Source organism: Desulfovibrio sp. (genome assembly GCA_016208105.1).
GTDB lineage: Bacteria > Desulfobacterota > Desulfovibrionia > Desulfovibrionales > Desulfovibrionaceae > Fundidesulfovibrio.
The window spans coordinates 66,763-85,549 of sequence record JACQYS010000023.1 but is presented as its reverse complement, the minus strand read 5'-3'; the positions used below and the strand labels follow the sequence as shown (position 1 = coordinate 85,549).

The 18,787-nt window shown below is 59.5% G+C and carries 15 protein-coding genes; 5 read left to right on the top strand and 10 right to left on the bottom strand.

Annotated features, from left to right (window positions below; all coding sequences use genetic code 11):
• Window positions 1-75 precede the first annotated feature (75 nt).
• The 4 genes from HY795_15335 to HY795_15320 all read left to right on the top strand — a co-directional run bounded on the left by HY795_15335 (window position 76) and on the right by HY795_15320 (window position 4,910).
• Entirely contained in the window at window positions 76-1,470 is a 1,395-nt protein-coding gene (locus HY795_15335; protein ID MBI4806598.1) for a tetratricopeptide repeat protein, read from the top strand.
• A gap of 71 nt (window positions 1,471-1,541) precedes the next feature.
• Window positions 1,542-2,198, top strand: coding sequence for a flagellar brake protein (locus HY795_15330; protein ID MBI4806597.1), 657 nt, complete (start codon window positions 1,542-1,544; stop codon window positions 2,196-2,198).
• A 127-nt stretch (window positions 2,199-2,325) separates the two neighbouring features.
• Window positions 2,326-4,002 carry a beta-N-acetylhexosaminidase gene (locus tag HY795_15325; protein MBI4806596.1) on the top strand — a complete coding sequence of 559 codons (1,677 nt, stop codon included), beginning with the start codon at window positions 2,326-2,328 and terminating at the stop codon, window positions 4,000-4,002.
• The gene (locus tag HY795_15320) at window positions 3,999-4,910 is read left to right on the top strand and encodes a DUF1848 domain-containing protein (protein ID MBI4806595.1); all 912 of its coding nucleotides are present in this window, start codon (window positions 3,999-4,001) and stop codon (window positions 4,908-4,910) included. The genes HY795_15325 and HY795_15320 overlap by 4 nt, the downstream gene beginning before the upstream one ends.
• Window positions 4,911-4,924: 14 nt before the next feature.
• Here the strand turns inward: HY795_15320 and HY795_15315 are convergent, their stop codons facing one another.
• The 3 genes from HY795_15315 to HY795_15305 form a co-directional block, all read right to left on the bottom strand.
• Window positions 4,925-6,226, bottom strand: coding sequence for a HAMP domain-containing protein (locus HY795_15315; protein MBI4806594.1), 1,302 nt, complete (start codon window positions 6,224-6,226; stop codon window positions 4,925-4,927).
• A gap of 978 nt (window positions 6,227-7,204) precedes the next feature.
• Window positions 7,205-7,450 carry a cell envelope biogenesis protein OmpA gene (locus tag HY795_15310; GenBank protein ID MBI4806593.1) on the bottom strand — a complete coding sequence of 82 codons (246 nt, stop codon included), beginning with the start codon at window positions 7,448-7,450 and terminating at the stop codon, window positions 7,205-7,207.
• Between the two features lie 9 nt (window positions 7,451-7,459).
• Entirely contained in the window at window positions 7,460-7,843 is a 384-nt protein-coding gene (locus tag HY795_15305; protein MBI4806592.1) for a hypothetical protein, read from the bottom strand.
• Between the two features lie 413 nt (window positions 7,844-8,256).
• Here HY795_15305 and HY795_15300 point away from each other — a divergent pair, with 413 nt between their 5' ends.
• Complete coding sequence (locus tag HY795_15300) at window positions 8,257-9,711, top strand: outer membrane homotrimeric porin (protein ID MBI4806591.1); 1,455 nt, start codon at window positions 8,257-8,259, stop codon at window positions 9,709-9,711.
• An 80-nt stretch (window positions 9,712-9,791) separates the two neighbouring features.
• On the opposite strand, the gene HY795_15295 is transcribed toward HY795_15300, so the two are convergent.
• The 7 genes from HY795_15295 to folP all read right to left on the bottom strand — a co-directional run bounded on the left by HY795_15295 (window position 9,792) and on the right by folP (window position 18,734).
• The gene (locus HY795_15295) at window positions 9,792-10,877 is read right to left on the bottom strand and encodes a hypothetical protein (protein MBI4806590.1); all 1,086 of its coding nucleotides are present in this window, start codon (window positions 10,875-10,877) and stop codon (window positions 9,792-9,794) included.
• A gap of 76 nt (window positions 10,878-10,953) precedes the next feature.
• Entirely contained in the window at window positions 10,954-13,323 is a 2,370-nt protein-coding gene (priA, locus tag HY795_15290; GenBank protein MBI4806589.1) for a primosomal protein N', read from the bottom strand.
• A gap of 323 nt (window positions 13,324-13,646) precedes the next feature.
• Window positions 13,647-14,513, bottom strand: coding sequence for a UTP--glucose-1-phosphate uridylyltransferase GalU (gene galU, locus HY795_15285; GenBank protein ID MBI4806588.1), 867 nt, complete (start codon window positions 14,511-14,513; stop codon window positions 13,647-13,649).
• Between the two features lie 320 nt (window positions 14,514-14,833).
• Window positions 14,834-16,186: a phosphoglucosamine mutase gene (locus HY795_15280; protein MBI4806587.1), complete on the bottom strand. Its 1,353-nt coding sequence runs from the start codon at window positions 16,184-16,186 to the stop codon at window positions 14,834-14,836.
• Window positions 16,187-16,198: 12 nt separating this feature from the next.
• Window positions 16,199-17,092 (bottom strand): hypothetical protein, encoded by an 894-nt coding sequence (locus tag HY795_15275; GenBank protein ID MBI4806586.1) that lies wholly within the window; start codon window positions 17,090-17,092, stop codon window positions 16,199-16,201.
• Entirely contained in the window at window positions 17,092-17,859 is a 768-nt protein-coding gene (locus HY795_15270; protein MBI4806585.1) for a TIGR00159 family protein, read from the bottom strand. The genes HY795_15275 and HY795_15270 overlap by 1 nt, the downstream gene beginning before the upstream one ends.
• Window positions 17,859-18,734, bottom strand: coding sequence for a dihydropteroate synthase (gene folP / locus HY795_15265; GenBank protein ID MBI4806584.1), 876 nt, complete (start codon window positions 18,732-18,734; stop codon window positions 17,859-17,861). Before folP ends, HY795_15270 begins: the two co-directional genes overlap by 1 nt.
• Between the last annotated feature and the right edge of the window lie 53 nt (window positions 18,735-18,787).

The window sequence follows — 18,787 nt, the reverse complement described above, 5'->3', positions numbered from 1 at the left end:
TCGAGGTTGTTTCGGAAGTCCAGTGGCCACTCAAACAGTATGCCACTGCGGCTGACCAAGGAGGCGGAGAACATTATGCCAGTCATTAATGCCACTCCTACACCCAGAAATGCTCAATCCATTATAATTGACTATATAAACAAAGACTTTGGGCACATTATCGTTGCAAGCGACGACAGGATATTTATTAATGTGTTTCGAAGAACAATAATAACGGAACTTGGGCTACCATCAAATGGCATGACGGTACTCACATGCCAAGAACATATACTCAAATGTGTAAAGGAGATGAGCGTCAGGAAAAAATCGCTCATATTCTTTGCGCAAACAATGATCAACAACGCAAGAATAGATGAAATAATCAAACAAGTCGCGTGGAAAATTCGGAACTGCAAGGTGGTGATCGTCACCACAGAGGCAGAGGTGCATCAACTTGCGCTCTTAAGAGAGCAGCATATCGCCGACAACTGGATATCAAAGCCCGTTGTGATCAACCAGCTTCTCAACAAAGTCGCATCGATAATAAAACCACACGGCAATCTGGAAAAGCTGATCGCGGGGGCGGAAGAATACCTAAAACAAGGCTCCTACAGGCATGTTCTTGTTATATGCAAAAAAATATTTGAGACGTTTCCGGACAGCGCCGTCGCCTACATGCTCATGGGAGACGCATACAAAGGGCTGGAGCAAGAAGAGGAGATGGTTGAGGCCTACGAACACGCGAGTTACGTGGACGAACTCTTCTTCGAGCCCATATCAAAGCTTGTTACGTACTTTCATGAACGGGGGGAGAAAGACAAGGTTGTGCACTACCTTGAAAAGTTGGACGCTCTTTCTCCACTCAATATGGAGCGCAAGATGGAGATCGCGCGGCTCCACCTTCAGCTCGGCCACTCCGACGATGCGCACGGGACATTCGACTCCGTAATGAAGATGACTACAAAGAAGGTTTCCGACACAATAAGTGAAACCGCTATAAAAATTGGCGCAATCTGTGCGGAAAACAACGATCCTGAAGCAGAGGTATACTTTAGAAAAGCGATCGACATCCATGGCTCGAATCTTGACAAGTCACATATCCACCTCTTCAACAATCTCGGGATATTTCTGAGGAAGAAAGGCAAGTGGAAAGACGCAGTACATGAATATCAAAGAGCGCTTGAAATAGATAAAGAGAACGACATAGTCTATTATAATCTTGCCCTAGCATACAACGACGGCGAGGATTTCGACAACGCCAGCACCTGTATGCGACGCGCCCTGCGAATCAACCCCTCTCTTCACAAAAACGATCCTACCGTATCGTACAATGCTGGAATGATATTTTCAAAGAACAAGGAGTACAACGACGCCGTCAAGTTTGTGGACAACGCGCTTCTGCTGGTTCCAGACTATGAACCAGCAAGGAAGCTCTCAATGGAATTGCACAAGATTACCGCTGGGGCGAAAGCAAATCCTGCGACCGTGTAGAGAACATGTTATAGTTTACTACACTCATACTCCGCTGTTGTTGTTTAAAATTTGAAGCGGGAGAAAACACAATGAACGACAACAGAAAGCTCCTCTCTAAACTCTCTGTGGGAACACCATTATATCTTGAGATCGACGGGCTCGAAGAACGTCTCAATTCCTTCCTGATCGGCATCTGCCCGAAACGGTTCATACTCGTCAGCGTTCCGAAGCAAGCCGAAACGGAGCCGAACAGAATCTATCCCCTGCTCTATTCCGGAAACAACATGACCTGCTACACCTTGTGCCCGGGCATGGCCGTGGCCTTCAACAGCCACATCATCCGTTTCGTCATGTCTCCATATCCCATGCTCTTCCTTGGCTATCCGGCAAATCTGGAATTGGTCAACGTTCGCAAGCACACCCGGATCAACTGTCTGTTCGAAGCTGTCCTGCACGCTGGCCAGGAGCAAGTGCACGGAATGATCACGGACTTGAGCAACGGCGGATGCAGTTTCGTCTTTCCTTCGGACTCAGGCGCTCCGCAGCTTGGAGTCGACACGCCGGTTGTCCTAGAAAGCCGCCAGTTGGCCGCTCAGGACGACAACACGTTCAAGGCGTCAGTCAGATCACTGAGAAACACACCGGACAACAAGTGCATAGGCCTTGAGTTCGGCTCCATGACCAGCAGCATGTCGGAGAACCTCCATCGGTTCATTTCCGAAGCCGTGCGGCTCGGCCAGGCTTAAGGCGGCTCATGCATCCCGGGTGCGGCACGAACTAGCGGTTCCAATACCCGCCACGGAAACATGAACCACACCGGGGAGCGGATGCCCCCACCATTCCTATTTTCCGCTGTTTGGGGTACGAGGAGCCATGAAGCACTCGTCGCCTTTCTCCCGCCAGGTTTTCCTTCTCTTCCTTGTCGCCCTGCTGCCCTTCTGTGAAGGACACGCCGCCACACCCGACCGCATTCTCTCTTCCATGACCCTGGAGGAGAAAGTCGGGCAGATGATGCTGGTGGCGTTCAAGGGGCCCGTAGTTTCGCCGGAACTGGCCGAGATGATCTCAAAGCGCGCCATCGGCGGCATCATCCTCTACTCGGCCTGGGGCAACGTGGAGAACCTGGGGCAGGTGGCCGCCCTGAACGCCGGGGCCCAGGCTCTGGCAGCCAAGAACCCCAACCCCATCGGCCTTTTTGTGGGCGTCGACCAGGAGGGCGGCCCGGTCAATCGCTTGCGCGACGGGGTGACGGTGTTCCCCAGCCAGATGGCCATAGCCGCCACCGGCAACAGGGAACACGCCCGGGGCATGGCCCGGGTATTGGCCAGAGAGCTGGCGGTGCTGGGCATCAACATGAATTATTCGCCTGTAGCGGACGTCAACTCCAATCCGCAAAACCCCGTCATCGGCATTCGCTCCTTCGGGTCGGACTCCAACGCCGTTTCCCGGCTTACCGCCGCCATGGTGGAGGAATACGTCAAGGCGAAAATGCTCTGCACGCCCAAGCATTTCCCCGGGCATGGCGACACCGATGTCGACTCCCACCTTGGCTTGCCGGTCTCCAACCACAACAAGACGACCCTCGAGCGCGTGGATTTCCCCCCCTTCACCGCCGCCTTCAAGGCGGGCGCCCCGGCGGTCATGACCGCCCACGTGGAGGTGCCCGCGCTCGAGCCCGCGAAAGAGCTTCCGGCAACGCTGTCGACGCGCGTTCTGGAAGGAGTATTGCGCAAGGACATGCGCTTTGGCGGGCTCATCATAACCGATTCGCTCGGCATGGGCGCCCTTTCCAAAGGTGTCGGCACTATCCGGGCTGCCGTGCTGGCAGCCAAGGCCGGGGCGGACATACTGCTCTTCGGCGCCGATATCGGCCATGACCCCAAGGACCAGATCCTGGCCTTCGACGCCCTTGTCTCGGCCGTGAAATCCGGCGAGATTCCCATGGCCGCCATAGACCGCGCGCTAGGGCGCATCCTGGCCGCCAAGCAACAATACGGCCTTCTGGACGCGGCGGCCATCCGGGACCGGTCCCAGGAGATCGCCTTCGAAGTGGGCTCCGCCGAAAACCGTCAAGCGGCCCTGGCCGCCGCCCAGGACAGCATGACCCTGCGCCATGACCGTCTCAAGCTCCTGCCCTTCAAGCAAAAGGACAAGATTCTGGTGGTCTGGCCTGAACGCGCCTCTTTCGACCCTGTGGACGCCTTGACGCTGCCTTCGGAGACTCTTCTGATCCGCACGGCCAAGGAACCTTCGCCGCAGGATTTCAACCGCGCCGTGGAAGCAGCAGGGCAGGCGGACAAGGTGGTGGCCATCACCTACGACGCCATCCGCAACCCCGCCCAGCAAAGCCTGGTGCGCGCCCTGCTGGCCGTGAAGCCCCAGGGGCTCGTTCATGTGGCCATGGGTGCCCCGTACGACCTGTCGCTCTTTCCCGACGCCCCGGCCAGCATCGCCACCTACGGGGACGTGCCGGCTTCCGTACAGGCCCTGTCCTCGGCCATGATGGGCACAATAGCGTTCAGGGGGCGCCTGCCGGTCCGCCTGCCATGATCATAAGCGCCACCAGGCGCGCCGACCTGCCCGCCCACTACGCGCAGTGGTTTTTAAACCGCATTGATGCTGGCTGGTGCGCGGTGCCCAATCCGTTCAACTCCCGCCAGGTGGCCCGGATAAGCCTTACGCCCGAGAACGTCTCCGCCCTGGTGTTCTGGACCCGCGACCCGAGGCCCTTGATGCGGCATCTGCCGGCTTTGGATTCGCGTGGCTACCGGTACGTTTTTCAGTTCACCCTGGTCGAATACCCTGTGAACATGCACCCGGGCATGCCTCCCCTGCCCCTGCGCCTGGACGTCTTCAAGAATCTCGCGGGCACCCTGGGACCGGAGCGCGTTCTGTGGAGATACGACCCTGTCGTTCTTACAAGCGCTACGGACACGGATTTCCACATCCGGTCTTTCGAACATCTTTCCAGGGAGCTTGCCGGCTTTACCCGGCGGGTGACAGTGAGTGTGATGGAGCCGTACAAGAAGATCCGCAAACGCATGGAACTGGCCAAGGCGCACCTTCTGGTGCCGGACGAGAAGAGCCTTGCGTCCATGTTCACGTCCATGGCCGCCATGGCCAGAGAGGCGGGAATGGAACCGGTCAGCTGCGCTGACGAAGCAGCGCTTCAAGGTTTTGGATTCACTCCGGGGGCGTGCGTGGACGCAGGGTTCTTGAGCGGGCTTTTTGGCCTGGACATTCCGGATGCCAAGGACCCTTCACAACGGGACGCCTGCCGCTGCGCCCCAAGCCGGGACATCGGCATGTACGACGCCTGCCCGGCCGGATGCGTCTACTGCTATGCGACTCAGAATTTCGAAAGGTCGCGCCAGGCGAACGCCCGGCACGACCCTCTCTCGCCTTCACTCATTGGAAACCACATGCCAGGGGACGCCCAGCACACCCTGCCCATGTAACATAATGCCCGGCGCTATTTCAGCGCCCTTACGGCCCCCCCGCCTGACTTCATTGAGTCGATAAGGTTCTTCAATACGTTCGACTGATCGGCGAGCTCGTCCACAGCCTGGGCAGATTGGCGCATGGCATCGGCGGTCTCGGAGGATATCCTGTTTATGTCTTCGATGCTGCGGTTTATCTCCTCGCTGGCGGCGGACTGCTCCTCGGACGCGGTGGCAATGGACCGCACCTGGTCGGAAGCTGATTCCACGAGAGACACGATCTCCTTGAGCGCCTGTCCGGATTGCCCGGCCAGTTCGGTGGCCTCCTGAATGGTCACTGCGGATCTGTCCACATTGTCGATGTTCTTTTTCGTGCTCTCCTGAATGCCCTGTATCGAATCGCCGACGTCCTTGGTGGCGTTCATGGTTTTCTCGGCGAGCTTTCGCACCTCGTCGGCGACCACGGCGAACCCGCGACCGGCCTCGCCCGCGCGGGCCGCTTCGATGGCGGCGTTCAAGGCCAGCATGTTGGTCTGGTCGGCAATGTCGGTGATCATGTTCATGATCTGGTTGATGCCCTCGGCATGCTTGCCGAGCGCCCCCATGTCCGTTTTCAGCTCATCGGCATGGGCCTTGACCATGTTGATACCCTGGACCACCTTGCCGACTATCGCCGCTCCCTCCTCCGCCTTGAGCTTGGCCCGTCCGGACGTTTCCGAGGCTTGGGCCGCGTTCTTCGCCACCTCAAGCACAGTGGCCGTCATCTCCTCCATGGCGGTTGCGGTTTCGTCCACTCGCCTGGACTGGTCCTGGGAGCCTTGGCTGGATACTTCAATCTGGGAGGCAAGCTCGCTGGACGCGCTGGTGACTATCTCAACCACGCCCTCAAGCTGCTGGGCGGCATGCAGCATGCCTTCTTCGCGCGCCAGTTCCGCACGCCCTCGCGCCTCTTCTGCTTCCCGCGATGATTCCAAGGCTTTCGCGGTTTCCTGGTCGGCCAATTTGAGGGCCTTGTCCGCCTCTTCGATCTTCAGCTTAAGATGATCCACCATCTGGACGTTGCTTTGCTCAAGAACCTTCAATTCACCCCGGAAAGTCCCTTGGATGCGCGCGTTCAAGTCTCCGCCGGCGATTGCCGATGCGTAACGGACAAGGTTGTTGATGGGTGTGGAGATGCTTCTCGCCAATAAATACGTGACGATGAACGCGAGCAGGCCAACAATTCCGGAGAGCAACGTGACGAACCACTTCAGGGTGCCGAGTTCCCGCTCAACATCATCAATGTATATCCCGGTCCCTATAACCCAGCCCCAGGGCTCGTACAGGCGGACCAGCGATTCTTTGGGATAGGACTTCGTGGAAAGTTTCCCCTGAATGAGCTTGGGCCATTCGTAGGATACAAAGCCTTCCTTCGATTTCTTCACGACCTCAACCATGGCCTGGAAAAGATTCTTGCCTTTGACCGCTTCGCCTTTCCCATTGGAACCGAACGTCATCTTCGTGGCCGTATTGAACTTGTCAGAGTCGAGAACTTTCCCGTCCAGTCCGGGATTCGTGGCATGCATTATCATCTTCGGGTACGGCAGCGCGGCATCCTGGATCCAAAAATAGTTTCCCTCACCGTACATCATATGCTTAATGCGTTCAGCAGCTCTTTTTTTCGCCTCATCAAGCGTGAACTCGCCTTTTCCGACTCTTTCCTGATACTCTTTCACAAGATTATAGGAAATATCCATCGTGCTCGAAAGCAAGTCACGTTTTTCAGAGATAAGCCGACTCTCAACCTGGGGAAGCAACATCGTAAATATTGCCGCAACAAACAGGCTTATAATAAATATTGCAACTCCAAGTATTTTTACCATCATCTTAGCGTTCAATATTTTGTCTATCATAATAGCCCACCTTTCCATGACATTTCCGGCCATGTTCCGTGTGTTTTATTCCGAACTATCTAGGTTCATTACTAGGATAATAACACAAAAACCATTTAAAACAATAGACCAGGAATAATATGCTCCAAAACCTACCAACAATATATCCTATCGCGAATGCACGATAACGCAGAGCGGAGATCGATAAAAATACGTAACGGCGCATAACAACACGCAATGAAACACCCCGTGTTTCTGCCACAAAAAAAACCGCCAAGCCGACCATGATGGTCGACTTGGCGGCAAGGTTGCCTCTGAGAAACGAGCGTCACCGCTCTCGCAGCCCACCCTTTCCGGGAGTGCGGCCTTGATCAAGGCCAGAGTTCATGACGAAAACACCCCGGCCCGCAGGGCCACCGTCACGTGGCTAGATGAAACTCGCTAATTCCCCTTGCTCTTTTTCTCCTGCTGGTTGCCGTACAGGCCGCCGGCCAAGGCTCCCAGAGCGCCGCCAATTGCTGCGCCAACCCCCACATAGCCGCCCGAAATGGCGGCGATCCCAGCCCCCGCACCGGCTCCGATGGCTCCACCGCTCAGGGCTCCCTGCTGGGTCTTGGACATGTTCGTGCACGCGCCGGTAAACACCAGGGAAAAGGCCAGGACGCCGGCCGCTATGGTTTTACTCATGATCCTCACCTACTTATTGTTCGTTTTGGGAAAGGCCACTTCGTACCAGAGAACCTCGACCACCGGCTTCTGCTTCATCTCCGGTTTTTTCTTGAACACGTCGTCCAGGGCGGTAACGATATCCTTCAGCTGAAACCGCGAGAGCCCGCTCACCCAGCCGGGAATCAAACTCTTTTGTTCCTTGGGCGGAGTGGCTCCCTGGATTTCCTTCTCAAGCTCGATCATGGTGGTCAATCCGGCGATGAAGGCCAGCCTTTCCTCAGGCGAGGCGTTCACCCAGTGTTCGCCGGTGATGACCGGAAAGGAGTTGACCTCCGCCATGGCTGGCGAAGAGGCCGACAACAGGAACACGCCAAAAATGGCCGTGAGTAGGATCATACGTCCGTGAGTCACCGCGGGCCTCCAGGTTTATGGTCTGACGGATGGATACCAAGCATTTCCACGCTCCCACTTCTTAAACCATATTCCCCGCCTGATTCAAACCATTTCTGACCCTCCCACAACACGGTCCCGGCATCTGCACGAAGATTGACTGTGTCGCGAACTGTTAACCACACTCTCATATTTCAGTACGGAAATAATTAACGCATTGGTAACCAGAAGCTTTCCAGAACACACATTGTAGGTGGAACATCCCAAAGCACCTGGAATCCAGAAAGGAGAAACTTACGTCCACAAAGCATTTGGAATGTAACCTATTACATGTTGCATACCAAAACAATGGTCAACCGGGACAGATCCATTTCAATGGAGTGTATCGTCCCGTTTAGTATCCGGCATCCATTCATGCAAAAGGAGTAATGAGAATGAAGCGTTTAACCTGCCTGGCACTGTTCGCCGCCATGGTGTTCGGCTTCGCGGCCCTGGCCGCTGCCGCTACCGAGGTCAAGATGACCGGCGACGCACGCATCCATGCGAATTTCTGGAACAACACCAACTATACGGGCTGGAACGCCAAGGGCACCAACACCGGGGACTCCCTGACCATCTGGGAACGCTTCCGCCTGCGTTCGGACTTCATCACCAACGAGAACCTGAAGTTCCGCTTGGGCATCCGCGTGAACAACAAGGCCTGGGGCAACGACACCTTCACCGTGGACAACCCGGCCGTGTCCATCGACGTGTACCAGGCCTTCCTGCAGTTCAAATGGCCCAGCACAGACGTAGAGTTCACCATCGGCCTGCAGGACATGGACCTGCCCATCTCCTCCCCGGCCTTGCTGAACGCCAACCCCGTGTTCGGCGGCACCCGCGCCGCCGCGGCCGTGGTGTCCATCCCCGTGGTGGACCAGTTCAAGATCATGGCCGGATTCGCCCGCCTGCTCGACTCCAACAAGGACTTCGACACCACCACGACCCAGAAGGCCGACGAGCTCGACGCCTACTTCCTGGTGCTGCCCATCACCCTGGACGGTTTCTCTGCCACCCCGTGGGGCATGCTGGCCGTAGCCGGCAAGGACGCCACCTACACCACCGCCGTGGGTTCATCCCCGCGCTACACCAACCAGTCCCTGGCCACCAACCTGGCTTCCGCAGGCTACATGACCGGGACGAACACCGGCTTCAGCCAGGCCCAGACCGTCTACTGGTGGGCCGGCTCGTCCTTTGCCGTCACCGCGCTTGACCCGTTCAAGTTCTATGCGGACGTGATCTATGGCGCAGGCGCCACCGATCAGGGCAGGAAAAGCCGCTCCGGCCTGTTCTTCGACGTGGCCGCCGAATATACCGGCTTCGACATGCTGACCCCCCAGCTGACCTTCTGGTATTCCACCGGCGAGGACAACTCCACCAGCAACGGTTCCGAGCGCATGCCCACCATCGTCGGTTCCTGGGGACCCTCCACTTCGTTTTTGTTCGACTCCAGCCAGGCCTTCGCCGGCGGACACATGGGCTTGAACCCCATCGGCTCCATGGGCGCTGCGTTCTCGCTGAACAAGATCTCGTTCATGCAGGACCTCACCCACCGCCTGACCCTGAGCTACGCCCGGGGAACCAACAGCGCCCGCGCCCTGCGCTATGCCAACGCCATCTGGGGCACCGGCAACTACGTGCAGATGGGCCGCGACCTGACAACGGATGAGTATGTGGTGGGCGTCAACTTCGACAACCAGTACAACATCTACGAGAACCTGGCCGCCATCGTGGAAAGCGGCTGGGCCCACGGATCATTCCAGTCGAGCGTCTGGGGGCACAGGCTGGTCAATCAGTCCCAGAACGGCGACGCCTGGAAAGTGGCGTTCGGCCTGCAATACAAGTTCTAGGAAGGTTTGCCGGACATGACCATGGCGGCCGGGACGAAAGTCCCGGCCGCTTTTGTTTGATCGTATTCGTGGAGCGGCCGTTATTGGTTCAAGGTGGCCTGGGTCAAAAGGGTCACATTGGACTTGGTGAAGAATCCGTCGAACCCGTCGTAGCGGTGGATGTATTCGTTCACCAGGAGCGTGTTCCTACTCATCTTGGTGAATATCTGCTTGAGCCCTTCCTCGCGCGACCCCACTAAATCAGACAGGAAGCCCTGGCCATTAGCCGTCAGCGCCTCCACCGTGTTCTCGATGTTCTCGGTGGTGAAGGCCATGTGATGGCTGCGCGGAGCGTAGTTGTAGATGAAAAGCTCGGTTGGCCCCGAGGTCTCGGGCGTGGTGAAGGGTGCGATGCCCGAAGTGAACACCTGGGCGTAGTCGTTGGGACTGAGCCTGGCCACGTTGGTGATGGAGTTCAGAAATTCCACGTACACGGCAAAGGCGAAGTCATAGCTGGTGAGTTCCATGAATTCCAGGATGGCCGCGTCGCGCTCCTCGGCGCGCACCCGGGTGGCCACATGGTCGAGTTCCTTGATGTTCTTCAGATACGGCCTGTCGGGTTTTTGGAACGAATGGGCGAGAGGCGCGCAATCAGGGGTGACGTAGTCGGATTCCGTGTTCGTCCATTCGATGAGCCCGATGGCGTTGCCCGTGAAGCGCGAGGGCATGGTCTGGGCGTATGTGTAATTGGGGGTCTTGAAGATGCGGTCCTCCAGGAAGGACACCCCGCGCTTCTTCTGGGTTTTGAAATACTCAGCCACGTCCCGGCATTTGAAGATGAAGGTCTCCAGGCGGGTGTTGGGAACGTTTGCGGTCTTCGCTCCCTTGTTGGCCGCCGCGAAAGGGTTCACGCCCCCCTTGCGCGACTGGACCAGGAGGTCCGCCGAGCCTTCCTGGGAGAGCACGCAGACGTCGAACTGGCCCTGGCTGTATGCGGCGTATACATCATGGCCGGTGTTGCCCAGAAGCTCGTTCACGGCAGGTTCGAAACGGTCCGGCTCGGTGGCTATCACCACGGCCTCCAGGCCTCCCACCAGGCCTTGCAGGCCGGCGGCCTTGCGTTCGCGGCGTATTTTATCAACAGCCGTCTGAAGAACGGAATCGTCATTTTGCTTGAACTCCGCCATTGGCTTACCCCTTGGAATTGGAATGATTCGTATCAAGGTGATAGCGCATCCGGCAGGGAAGTCCAGCATCCACTGGTCACATCATGTCCACCGGGTCCAGATCCAGCTGTAACCGAAGCTTAGACGACGTCCCTATGGCCCGCAGGGCCTTGTGAAAGCTTTGCCGGATGGACGGCCAGTCAGCGGCCTTCAGGAGGCAGTTGAACCGCCTGCGGTCGCGCATGACGGCGATGGGCGCCGGAGCCGGGCCAAGCACCCTGACCCCCGCCACGCCTCTAAGAGCCCTGGCGAGCTCCATGAGCATATCCTGCCCCAATTCATACTCCCTCGGGAAGCTGGCCCGCACCAGCCCCAGCTTCACGAAGGGCGGGTAGCCGTACTTGCGCCGCTTCTCGATTTCCTGGGCGAAGAACCCGTTATAATCCGCGTTGCGCACCAGGTTCCAGAACGGGTCGCCAGGGTTTCTGGTCTGTATGAGCACCCTTCCAGCCTTGTCGCCGCGCCCGGCCCGCCCGGCCACCTGCACCAGCATCTGGAAGGTGCGCTCCGTGGCCCGGTAGTCCGGCAGGTTGAGCCCCATGTCGCCGTCCGCCACCAGCACCAGGGTGACGTCCGGAAAGTCGTGGCCCTTGGTGAGCATCTGCGTGCCCACCAGTACCTGGGTTCGCCCCTTGGAAAAATCGGCCAGGATCTCCTCGGCCCTGCCTGCCCTGCGGGCCGCGTCCCGGTCCAGGCGGGCCACGGCTGTCTCCGGGGGCAGCGCGGCGGCTAGCTGCTCCTCCAGAAGCTCCGTGCCTTCGCCCATGGGCAGAAAGTTGCACCCGCCACAGGAGGAACAGGGCCTGGGGAAACCGAAACTCTGGCCGCAGTAATGGCACACCAGGCGCTCACGGCCCTTGTGGTAGGTGAGCGACACCTCGCAGCTCGGGCAGCGAAGCACCTTCTCGCAGTCCAGGCAGAAAATAAGCGGCGAGTAACCCCGGCGGTTAAGTAAAATCATGGCCTGGTCGCCCCGGGCCAGGGTCGACTCCAGTTCGGCGATGCTCGGAGCGGCCAGCATGCCCACGCCATCCTTGTCCAGACGCTGGGCAAGCTGCACGGCCTTGTCCCTGGGTGCCAGGTCAACAAGCTCCACTTCGGGCAGCCGCCCCGCCCCCGCCCGGCTGGGCATGGACACCATGGGGGTGGCTCCGTCCAGGGCGGACTGGAAAGTCTTCACGTCCGGAGTGGCCGAGCCCAAGAGCAAGAGCGCGCCATCCTGCCTGGCCCTGAAGTAGGCCACTTCCTTGGCCTGATAGGGCAGGCGGTCGTCCTGCTTGAAGGATGCGTCGTGCTCCTCATCCAGGATGATGAGCCCGACATTGGGCACCGGCAGAAAGAGCGCCGAGCGCGTGCCCACCACCAGACGCGGCGTACGCGACAGAGCCGCCTCCCGGAAAGTGCGCTCGCGCTTGAGCGGGGTCTGGTAGCCGTGGGAATAAACCGGATCAAAACCGAACCAGGAGCGGGCCCTGTCCCGCAGCGCCGCCGCCAGGGCCACCTCGGGAGCCAGCAGCATGACCGACCGGCCCTGGCGCAGCGTTTCCCCAGCCAGCTCGAAATAGAGCCTGGTCTTGCCGCTCCCGGTAACGCCGTGCACCAGGCGCTCTCCACCCGTACCCTGTGCAAGAAGCGGCAGAAGTTCCTCCAGGGCCGCTTGCTGATCGCCGGTCAAGGGAGGGCGTCCCTCGGGTTCGCCGATAACCGGCTCCTCCTCGGGTTCCTCGGGCGGCGGGCCAAGAATGATGCGCCCCTTGCCTTCCAGCGTCTTCAAAGCCTGGGATATCCCAGGCCCCAAGGCTTCACGCAGTTGCGACGCGGTGGCCTGGCCCCTGGCAAACAGCATTTCGAGAATGGCCAACTGGGCCGACGCGGCCGGGCGGACAGGCCAGGGCGGGTCCACCAGCAGCCGGTAGGCCGGTTCGCGCTCGGCCGAGGAGAAGCTCAGCAAGGCCTCGCCCCCGCGCCAGGCCACGGCCAGGTCAGCCAGAGGAACAGGAGCCTCACCCAACTTGCTCAACAAGCACTTGAGCTTTTTACCGCCGTGGCGAAAGGCCAGCGTGGCTTTGGCTATCTTCAAGCCAGCGGGCAAAAGGGTGGAGAGCACCTGGCCAGCATGGGCCATCTGCCTGGAAGCGAGGTTCTCGGCAAGGCTGACATACTCGGGCGTCAACAATGGCGACAGTTCCAGGGGCCAGATGATGTCCTTGGCCGCAATGCTCGGCGGGAGCGGTTCACCCGGGCCAAGCACAACACCGGCGCGGACGGACCTGCCCATGGGCACGCAAACCCGCAGGCCGGGTGGAAAATCCCAACCCGAGAAGTGCGGGGGCAGCGAATAGGTGAGAGCCGCGAAAGGCGGCGAAAGAAGCGCGACGCGCACAAGAGGACTAGGCGGCAACGTCATAGTAACCTGGGTAGTGGAAAGTGAAGCCTCCGGCGGCCAGCGAGGGCTCCGCCCTCTCTGGACTCTCCCGCCAAAGGAACGAAGTTCCTTTGGAATCCCCTATTGCTTCGCGGCTTTCACCGGTTCCCGGTGAAAGCCGCGAAGCAATAGAGGGTCCAGGGGGATCATCCCCCTGGCGGGTGCAGGGCGGAGCCCTGCGTAATCCTGGGCGATCTTAACGACCGCGCCGCCCACCGTCAAAGCGGCGGGCGGCGCGAAACAAGCAGCAATCATCCCGGTGGCACAGCATCACTCGGAAGCTGTCAAACCGGAACGAGCAAACGCTAAACCGGCATGAAATCCCGCAGCTTGGAAATAAGCGGGTAGCGCAGCTCCTCGTCCTGCAGGGCGAAGTAGATGTTGGCGGCCAGGTAGTCCACCCAGTCGCCGGCATCGAAGCGCTGTCCACGGATTTTCACGGCCAGCAGCCTGCCGTTCTTGGCCAGGCCCTTGAGCGCGTCGGTGAGCTGGTACTCGCCGTCCTTGTTGGGCTTCAGGTTTTCCAGGTGTTCGAAGATATCCGGGAAAAGCACATACCGGCCGACGATGGCCAGCTTGGACGGAGCCTGGCTGGGCTTGGGCTTTTCCACCAGGTCGCGCACGCGGTATAGCCCGGAGGAGAACTCGTCGGCATCGATGATGCCGTAGCTGGAAACCTTGTCCGCGGGCACTTCCATAACGCCAACCACGGGCATGTGCTCGGACTGGGCAACGTTGATGAGCTGGCGGATGCCGGGCTCCATGCTGAACATGAGGTCGTCGCCCACCATGACGGCGAAAGGCTCGTTCTTCACCACTTCCTTGGCACACAGGACAGCATGCCCGAGGCCAAGCTGCTTCTTCTGGCGCACGGTGATGATGTTGGCCATTTCAGCGGTTTGGCGGACGGTTTCCAGCAGTTCTTTCTTGCCGGATTTCTCCAGGATCTTCTCAAGGGCCAGGTTGTAGTCGAAGTGGTCCTCGATGATGGTCTTGTTGCGGTTGGTGACGAACACCACGTCGGTAAGCCCTGCTGCCTGGGCTTCCTCAACGATGTACTGCACCACCGGCTTCTTGAAGACCGGGAGCATCTCTTTGGGAAGGTTCTTGGTGGCCGGAAGCGACCGGGTGCCCCACCCCGCTACCGGAACAACGACTTTCGATATCTCCATGGGCCTTCTCCTTCAAAGCTATTGTCACATCAGGTTGGCTGGCGCGGGTCACGGGGTCGGCCCCAGGGGACGCGAGTCGTCCATCCCCGAAACAGCCCGTGCGCCATTTTTCTCCAAAAAAGAATTTTAGGAGAATCGCCTGAAATGTCCAGCGAAAACGGCCAGCCCGGCAGCCCGTTGAAAAATCCGATATTCTTGAGCCTGCTCAAAAAACCAGATGGCAAGGCGCGGAAAAAAGTCAAGGCTGAAGCGTATTTGACATACGCGAAGGTTTGACTTTTGCGCGGCAACGCAGCCAGCGGGATTTTTTCAACAGGCGCCTAGCGCAGGTGCTCCTTCAAGGTAACCGCGAGAGATTCGGCCAATTCCTTGACCTGGCCGGTGTCGCAGCCCTCCACCATGATGCGCGCCACGGATTCCGTTCCGGAATAGCGAAGAAGCACCCTTCCCTTGCCGCACAGGGTCGCTTCGGCGTCCTTCACGGCCTCCATGACCTTTGGGGCGTTCTCGAAGGGAATCTTGCGCTCCACGTGGACGTTTATCAGAATCTGCGGATAGGGCTCGAGAAGGGTGGCCAGCTCCGATAGGGGCTTGCCCCGCTCCAGCATGATGCGGATAAGCTGCAACGCGGCCAGGGTGCCGTCTCCGGTGGTGGCGTGGCGTTTGAAGATGATGTGCCCGGACTGTTCGCCGCCGAGCACGGCGCCCTCACGCCGCATGGCCTCGAACACGTAGCGGTCGCCCACGGGAGTGCGCAAGAGCCTGCCGCCACGCTCGTTCATGAAGACTTCAAGGGCCATGTTGCTCATCACCGTGGCCACCAGAAGATTGTTCGAGAGCTTGTCCTTCTCCAGCATATCCTGGGCGCAGATGGCCATGATCTGGTCGCCGTCGAGCACGTTGCCCTTCTCGTCCACCACGATCACCCGGTCCGCGTCACCGTCCAGGGCGATGCCGATGTCCGCGCCGGTCTCGCGCACCATCTGGGCCGTCACCTCGGGGTAGAGCGAGCCCACCTTGCGGTTGATGTTGGTGCCGTCCGGTTCCACGCCAAGCTTTATCACCTTGGCCCCGAGCTCCTCGAACACCAGCGGCGAGACGCGGTAGGCCGCGCCGTTGGCGCAGTCCATGACGATCTTGAGGTCTTCGAAGGGGAGTTCGGAGCGGATGGTGGATTTTAAATAGACGTTGTAGCGGCCCGGGCTGTCCTGAATCTTGAAAGCACGGCCCACGGCTTCCGGGGCCGGGAATTCCCACTCGGGCTTGGGGTTTAAAACCATGGCCGAGATCTGGTCCTCGGTTTCGTCCGGGAGCTTGAAGCCGTTGCGGTCGAAAAACTTGATGCCGTTGTCCATGTACGGATTGTGCGAGGCCGAGATGACAACGCCAACGTCGGCGCGCATGGAGCGGGTGAGAAAGGCGATGGCCGGGGTGGGCAGCGGCCCGACCAGGAAGACGTCCATGCCCGAAGCGCAGAACCCCGAAGCCAGGGCATACTCGAATATGTAGCCGGAAAGCCTCGTATCCTTGCCGATGACCACCTTGTGCCGGCCCTTGCCGTTGCGGAAGTGCGCACCGGCGGCCAGGCCCAGCTTCAGGGCCACTTCAGGGGTCATGGGATAAATATTCACCTGCCCGCGCAGTCCATCAGTACCGAAAAGGCGATTATGCATCTTCTCTCCCTATCATTTGACCAGCACGGACACCTTGTCCGGCCTGGCCTGTATCAGTTCGCAGCCTTGAGGCAAGGTGACGCGATATGTCATTTCATGGCGTCCCGGCGGGGTCTTGGCGTCCACCTCGACAAAGGCGTCCACAAGCCCGCGCCAGGCCCCTTCGCGCAAGAGCGTAAGCGGGGCCTTGAATTTGAGAAGCACCGATTCCGGCGACACGCTCACGGAGCCGCGCCCCTGATAGACCACCCGGACCGGGGCGTCCACAGCTGCCTCACGGGTGTTCAGCTGGTACTCCACGTGCGCCTTGACCGTGCGCGGAGTGGCTTCCACCTGTTCGGGGAGAACCAGCCCGACCAGGGTATCGAACCTACCGGAGACGTCGTCCGGAAGGGTCAAGGGCTGGACGGGAACGTCCTTGACGTTTCGTATCAAGGATTCCGGCCCGGTAATGGTCACCTGGGGAGGATCGACCGAGGCCAGAAGCTTGTAGTCCCGGCTGACCGAATCGCGGAACATGACGCGCACCGGCACGGACTTGACCTGGCGGCGCTCCACCACAAGCTCAAGCCTGGAAGGCCTGGTCTCCACAACCTCGAACAATTTGGAAACCGGGATGGCGTCCGGTTCGATGGCCACGGTGTTCACCCCGGGGGCAAGCTTGCGGGCGTCCAGGGTATAGACCAGGCTGTCCGATCCGAGCTTTCGCACCAATCCCTTGGGGCCGCGCACCAGAACGTCGAGATAGTCGTTAGGCGCGCCCCGAATGAGCACCCCCTCTGACAAACCGGAAATCTCGATCTTGACCTGCACCCAGGAATCGACCCGTTCCCGCCCAATGACGAGATACCAGGACAAAACCGCCAGCAGGACCGCGAGGCCGCGATAGTACCATTTGGAATTCATCAGCGCCCCACCCATTGCGACAACAAGAGAGACCTGAGTTCCTCCGGGGGCAGGGGGTCCGAGAGTTTCCCGCCCTGCGCGGCCCGAATCTCGCCGCGCTCTTCGGAAACCACCAGGGCCAGGGCGTCCGTTTCCTCGGTGACGCCCACTGCGGCCCTGTGCCGCGTGCCGAACGACGCGGGAAGGGACTGGTACGACGCCAAAGGCAGGATGCAGGCCACAGCGGCCACCTGGTCGCCACGGGCTATCAGGGCGCCGTCGTGCAGCGGTGTTTCATGGTGGAAGACGGTCAGCAGAAAATCCGTGCTCAACTTGGTGGAGAGTTCCACTCCCCTGGCCATTATGTCGCCCAAAAGGATGCCTCGCTCCAGCACCACCAGGGCCCCGACCCTGCGGCGGGCCAGTTCCTCCAGAGCATCGGCCAGTTCGTGGGCGCTCACATCCTTGGAGGCCGTGCTTCCCCCCCCGAACCAGCGCAGGCCGACCTGGGAAAGAGCCTTGCGGATATCGGCCTGGAACAGGATGACCAGAACAAGGAAGAAGGAACTCAGAAAATTCGTGAGCAGCCAGTGCAGCGTGAACAGGCCGAACTCGCCGGAGAGATAGTAGGCCACCAGCACCACGATGATGCCGTTTATTACCGACACGGCCCTGGTGCCGCGCACCAGAACGATAAGGCGGTGAAACAGCAGGGACACCAAAAGGATGTCCAGGATTTCGCGCCAGCTGATGGGCAGAAAAGCGAGGGAGTCTTTCAGCCAGTCCATCAGGCAAACGCCTCCGCAAGGGTAAGGGCCTGAACGGCCCCGGCCACGTCGTGCACCCGGTGAATGGCTGCACCGCGCTCCTGGCACAGGGCCGTGGCCACCTGGGTTGCGGGGCCTCGCGCGCCGACATCCAAACCCAGCAGTTTGCCGAAAAACGACTTGTTGGAAAGCCCCATGAGAACGGGCCGCCCCAGACGGGTGAAGGACTCAAGACCGCGTAGGATGGCCATGTTGTGCTCAAGAGTTTTTCCGAAGCCGATGCCGGGATCGAGCACGATCCGGTCTTCCGGCAATCCAGCCGCAACAAGTGTCTTCATGTTCGACTCGAAGAAGCGGGATATTTCCGCCACCACGTCGCTGTACACGGGTTCAACCTGCATGGTGGCCGGCCTGCCAAGCGAATGCATGAGCACATAGCCCGGCTTGTGTTCGGCCAGCACATCCGCGAGCGCCGGATCGAAGGCGCAGGCTGACACGTCGTTCACTATCGCCGCTCCGGCCGTGAGCGCCCTGTCCGCAACGTTCGCCTTGTAGGTGTCCACCGAGACAACCGTTTGAGGCTGTTTTTCGAGAACCCTCTCGATGACGGGCAGCACCCGGCGCATCTCTTCACTTTCCGAAACGGTGTCGGCAAAGGGCCGGGTGGATTCACCGCCGATATCCACGATGTCCGCGCCGTCGGTTACAAGACGCGCGGCATGGGCCACGGCCTGGTCCTGGTCGAAGCTAATGCCGCCGTCGGAAAAAGAGTCCGGGGTGACGTTGACGATACCCATGACAAGAAAGGGGACGGGTCCCAAGACCCGCCCCCCCTTAACGGTCCACGTCACGCCTTTGGCACAGTCGCCGGTGGCGGTGTTGCGATAACCATGCATTCTCAAGCAGCCCGCCTCGAAGGACACCTGGTCCCTGCAGGCAAAAAAGCCAC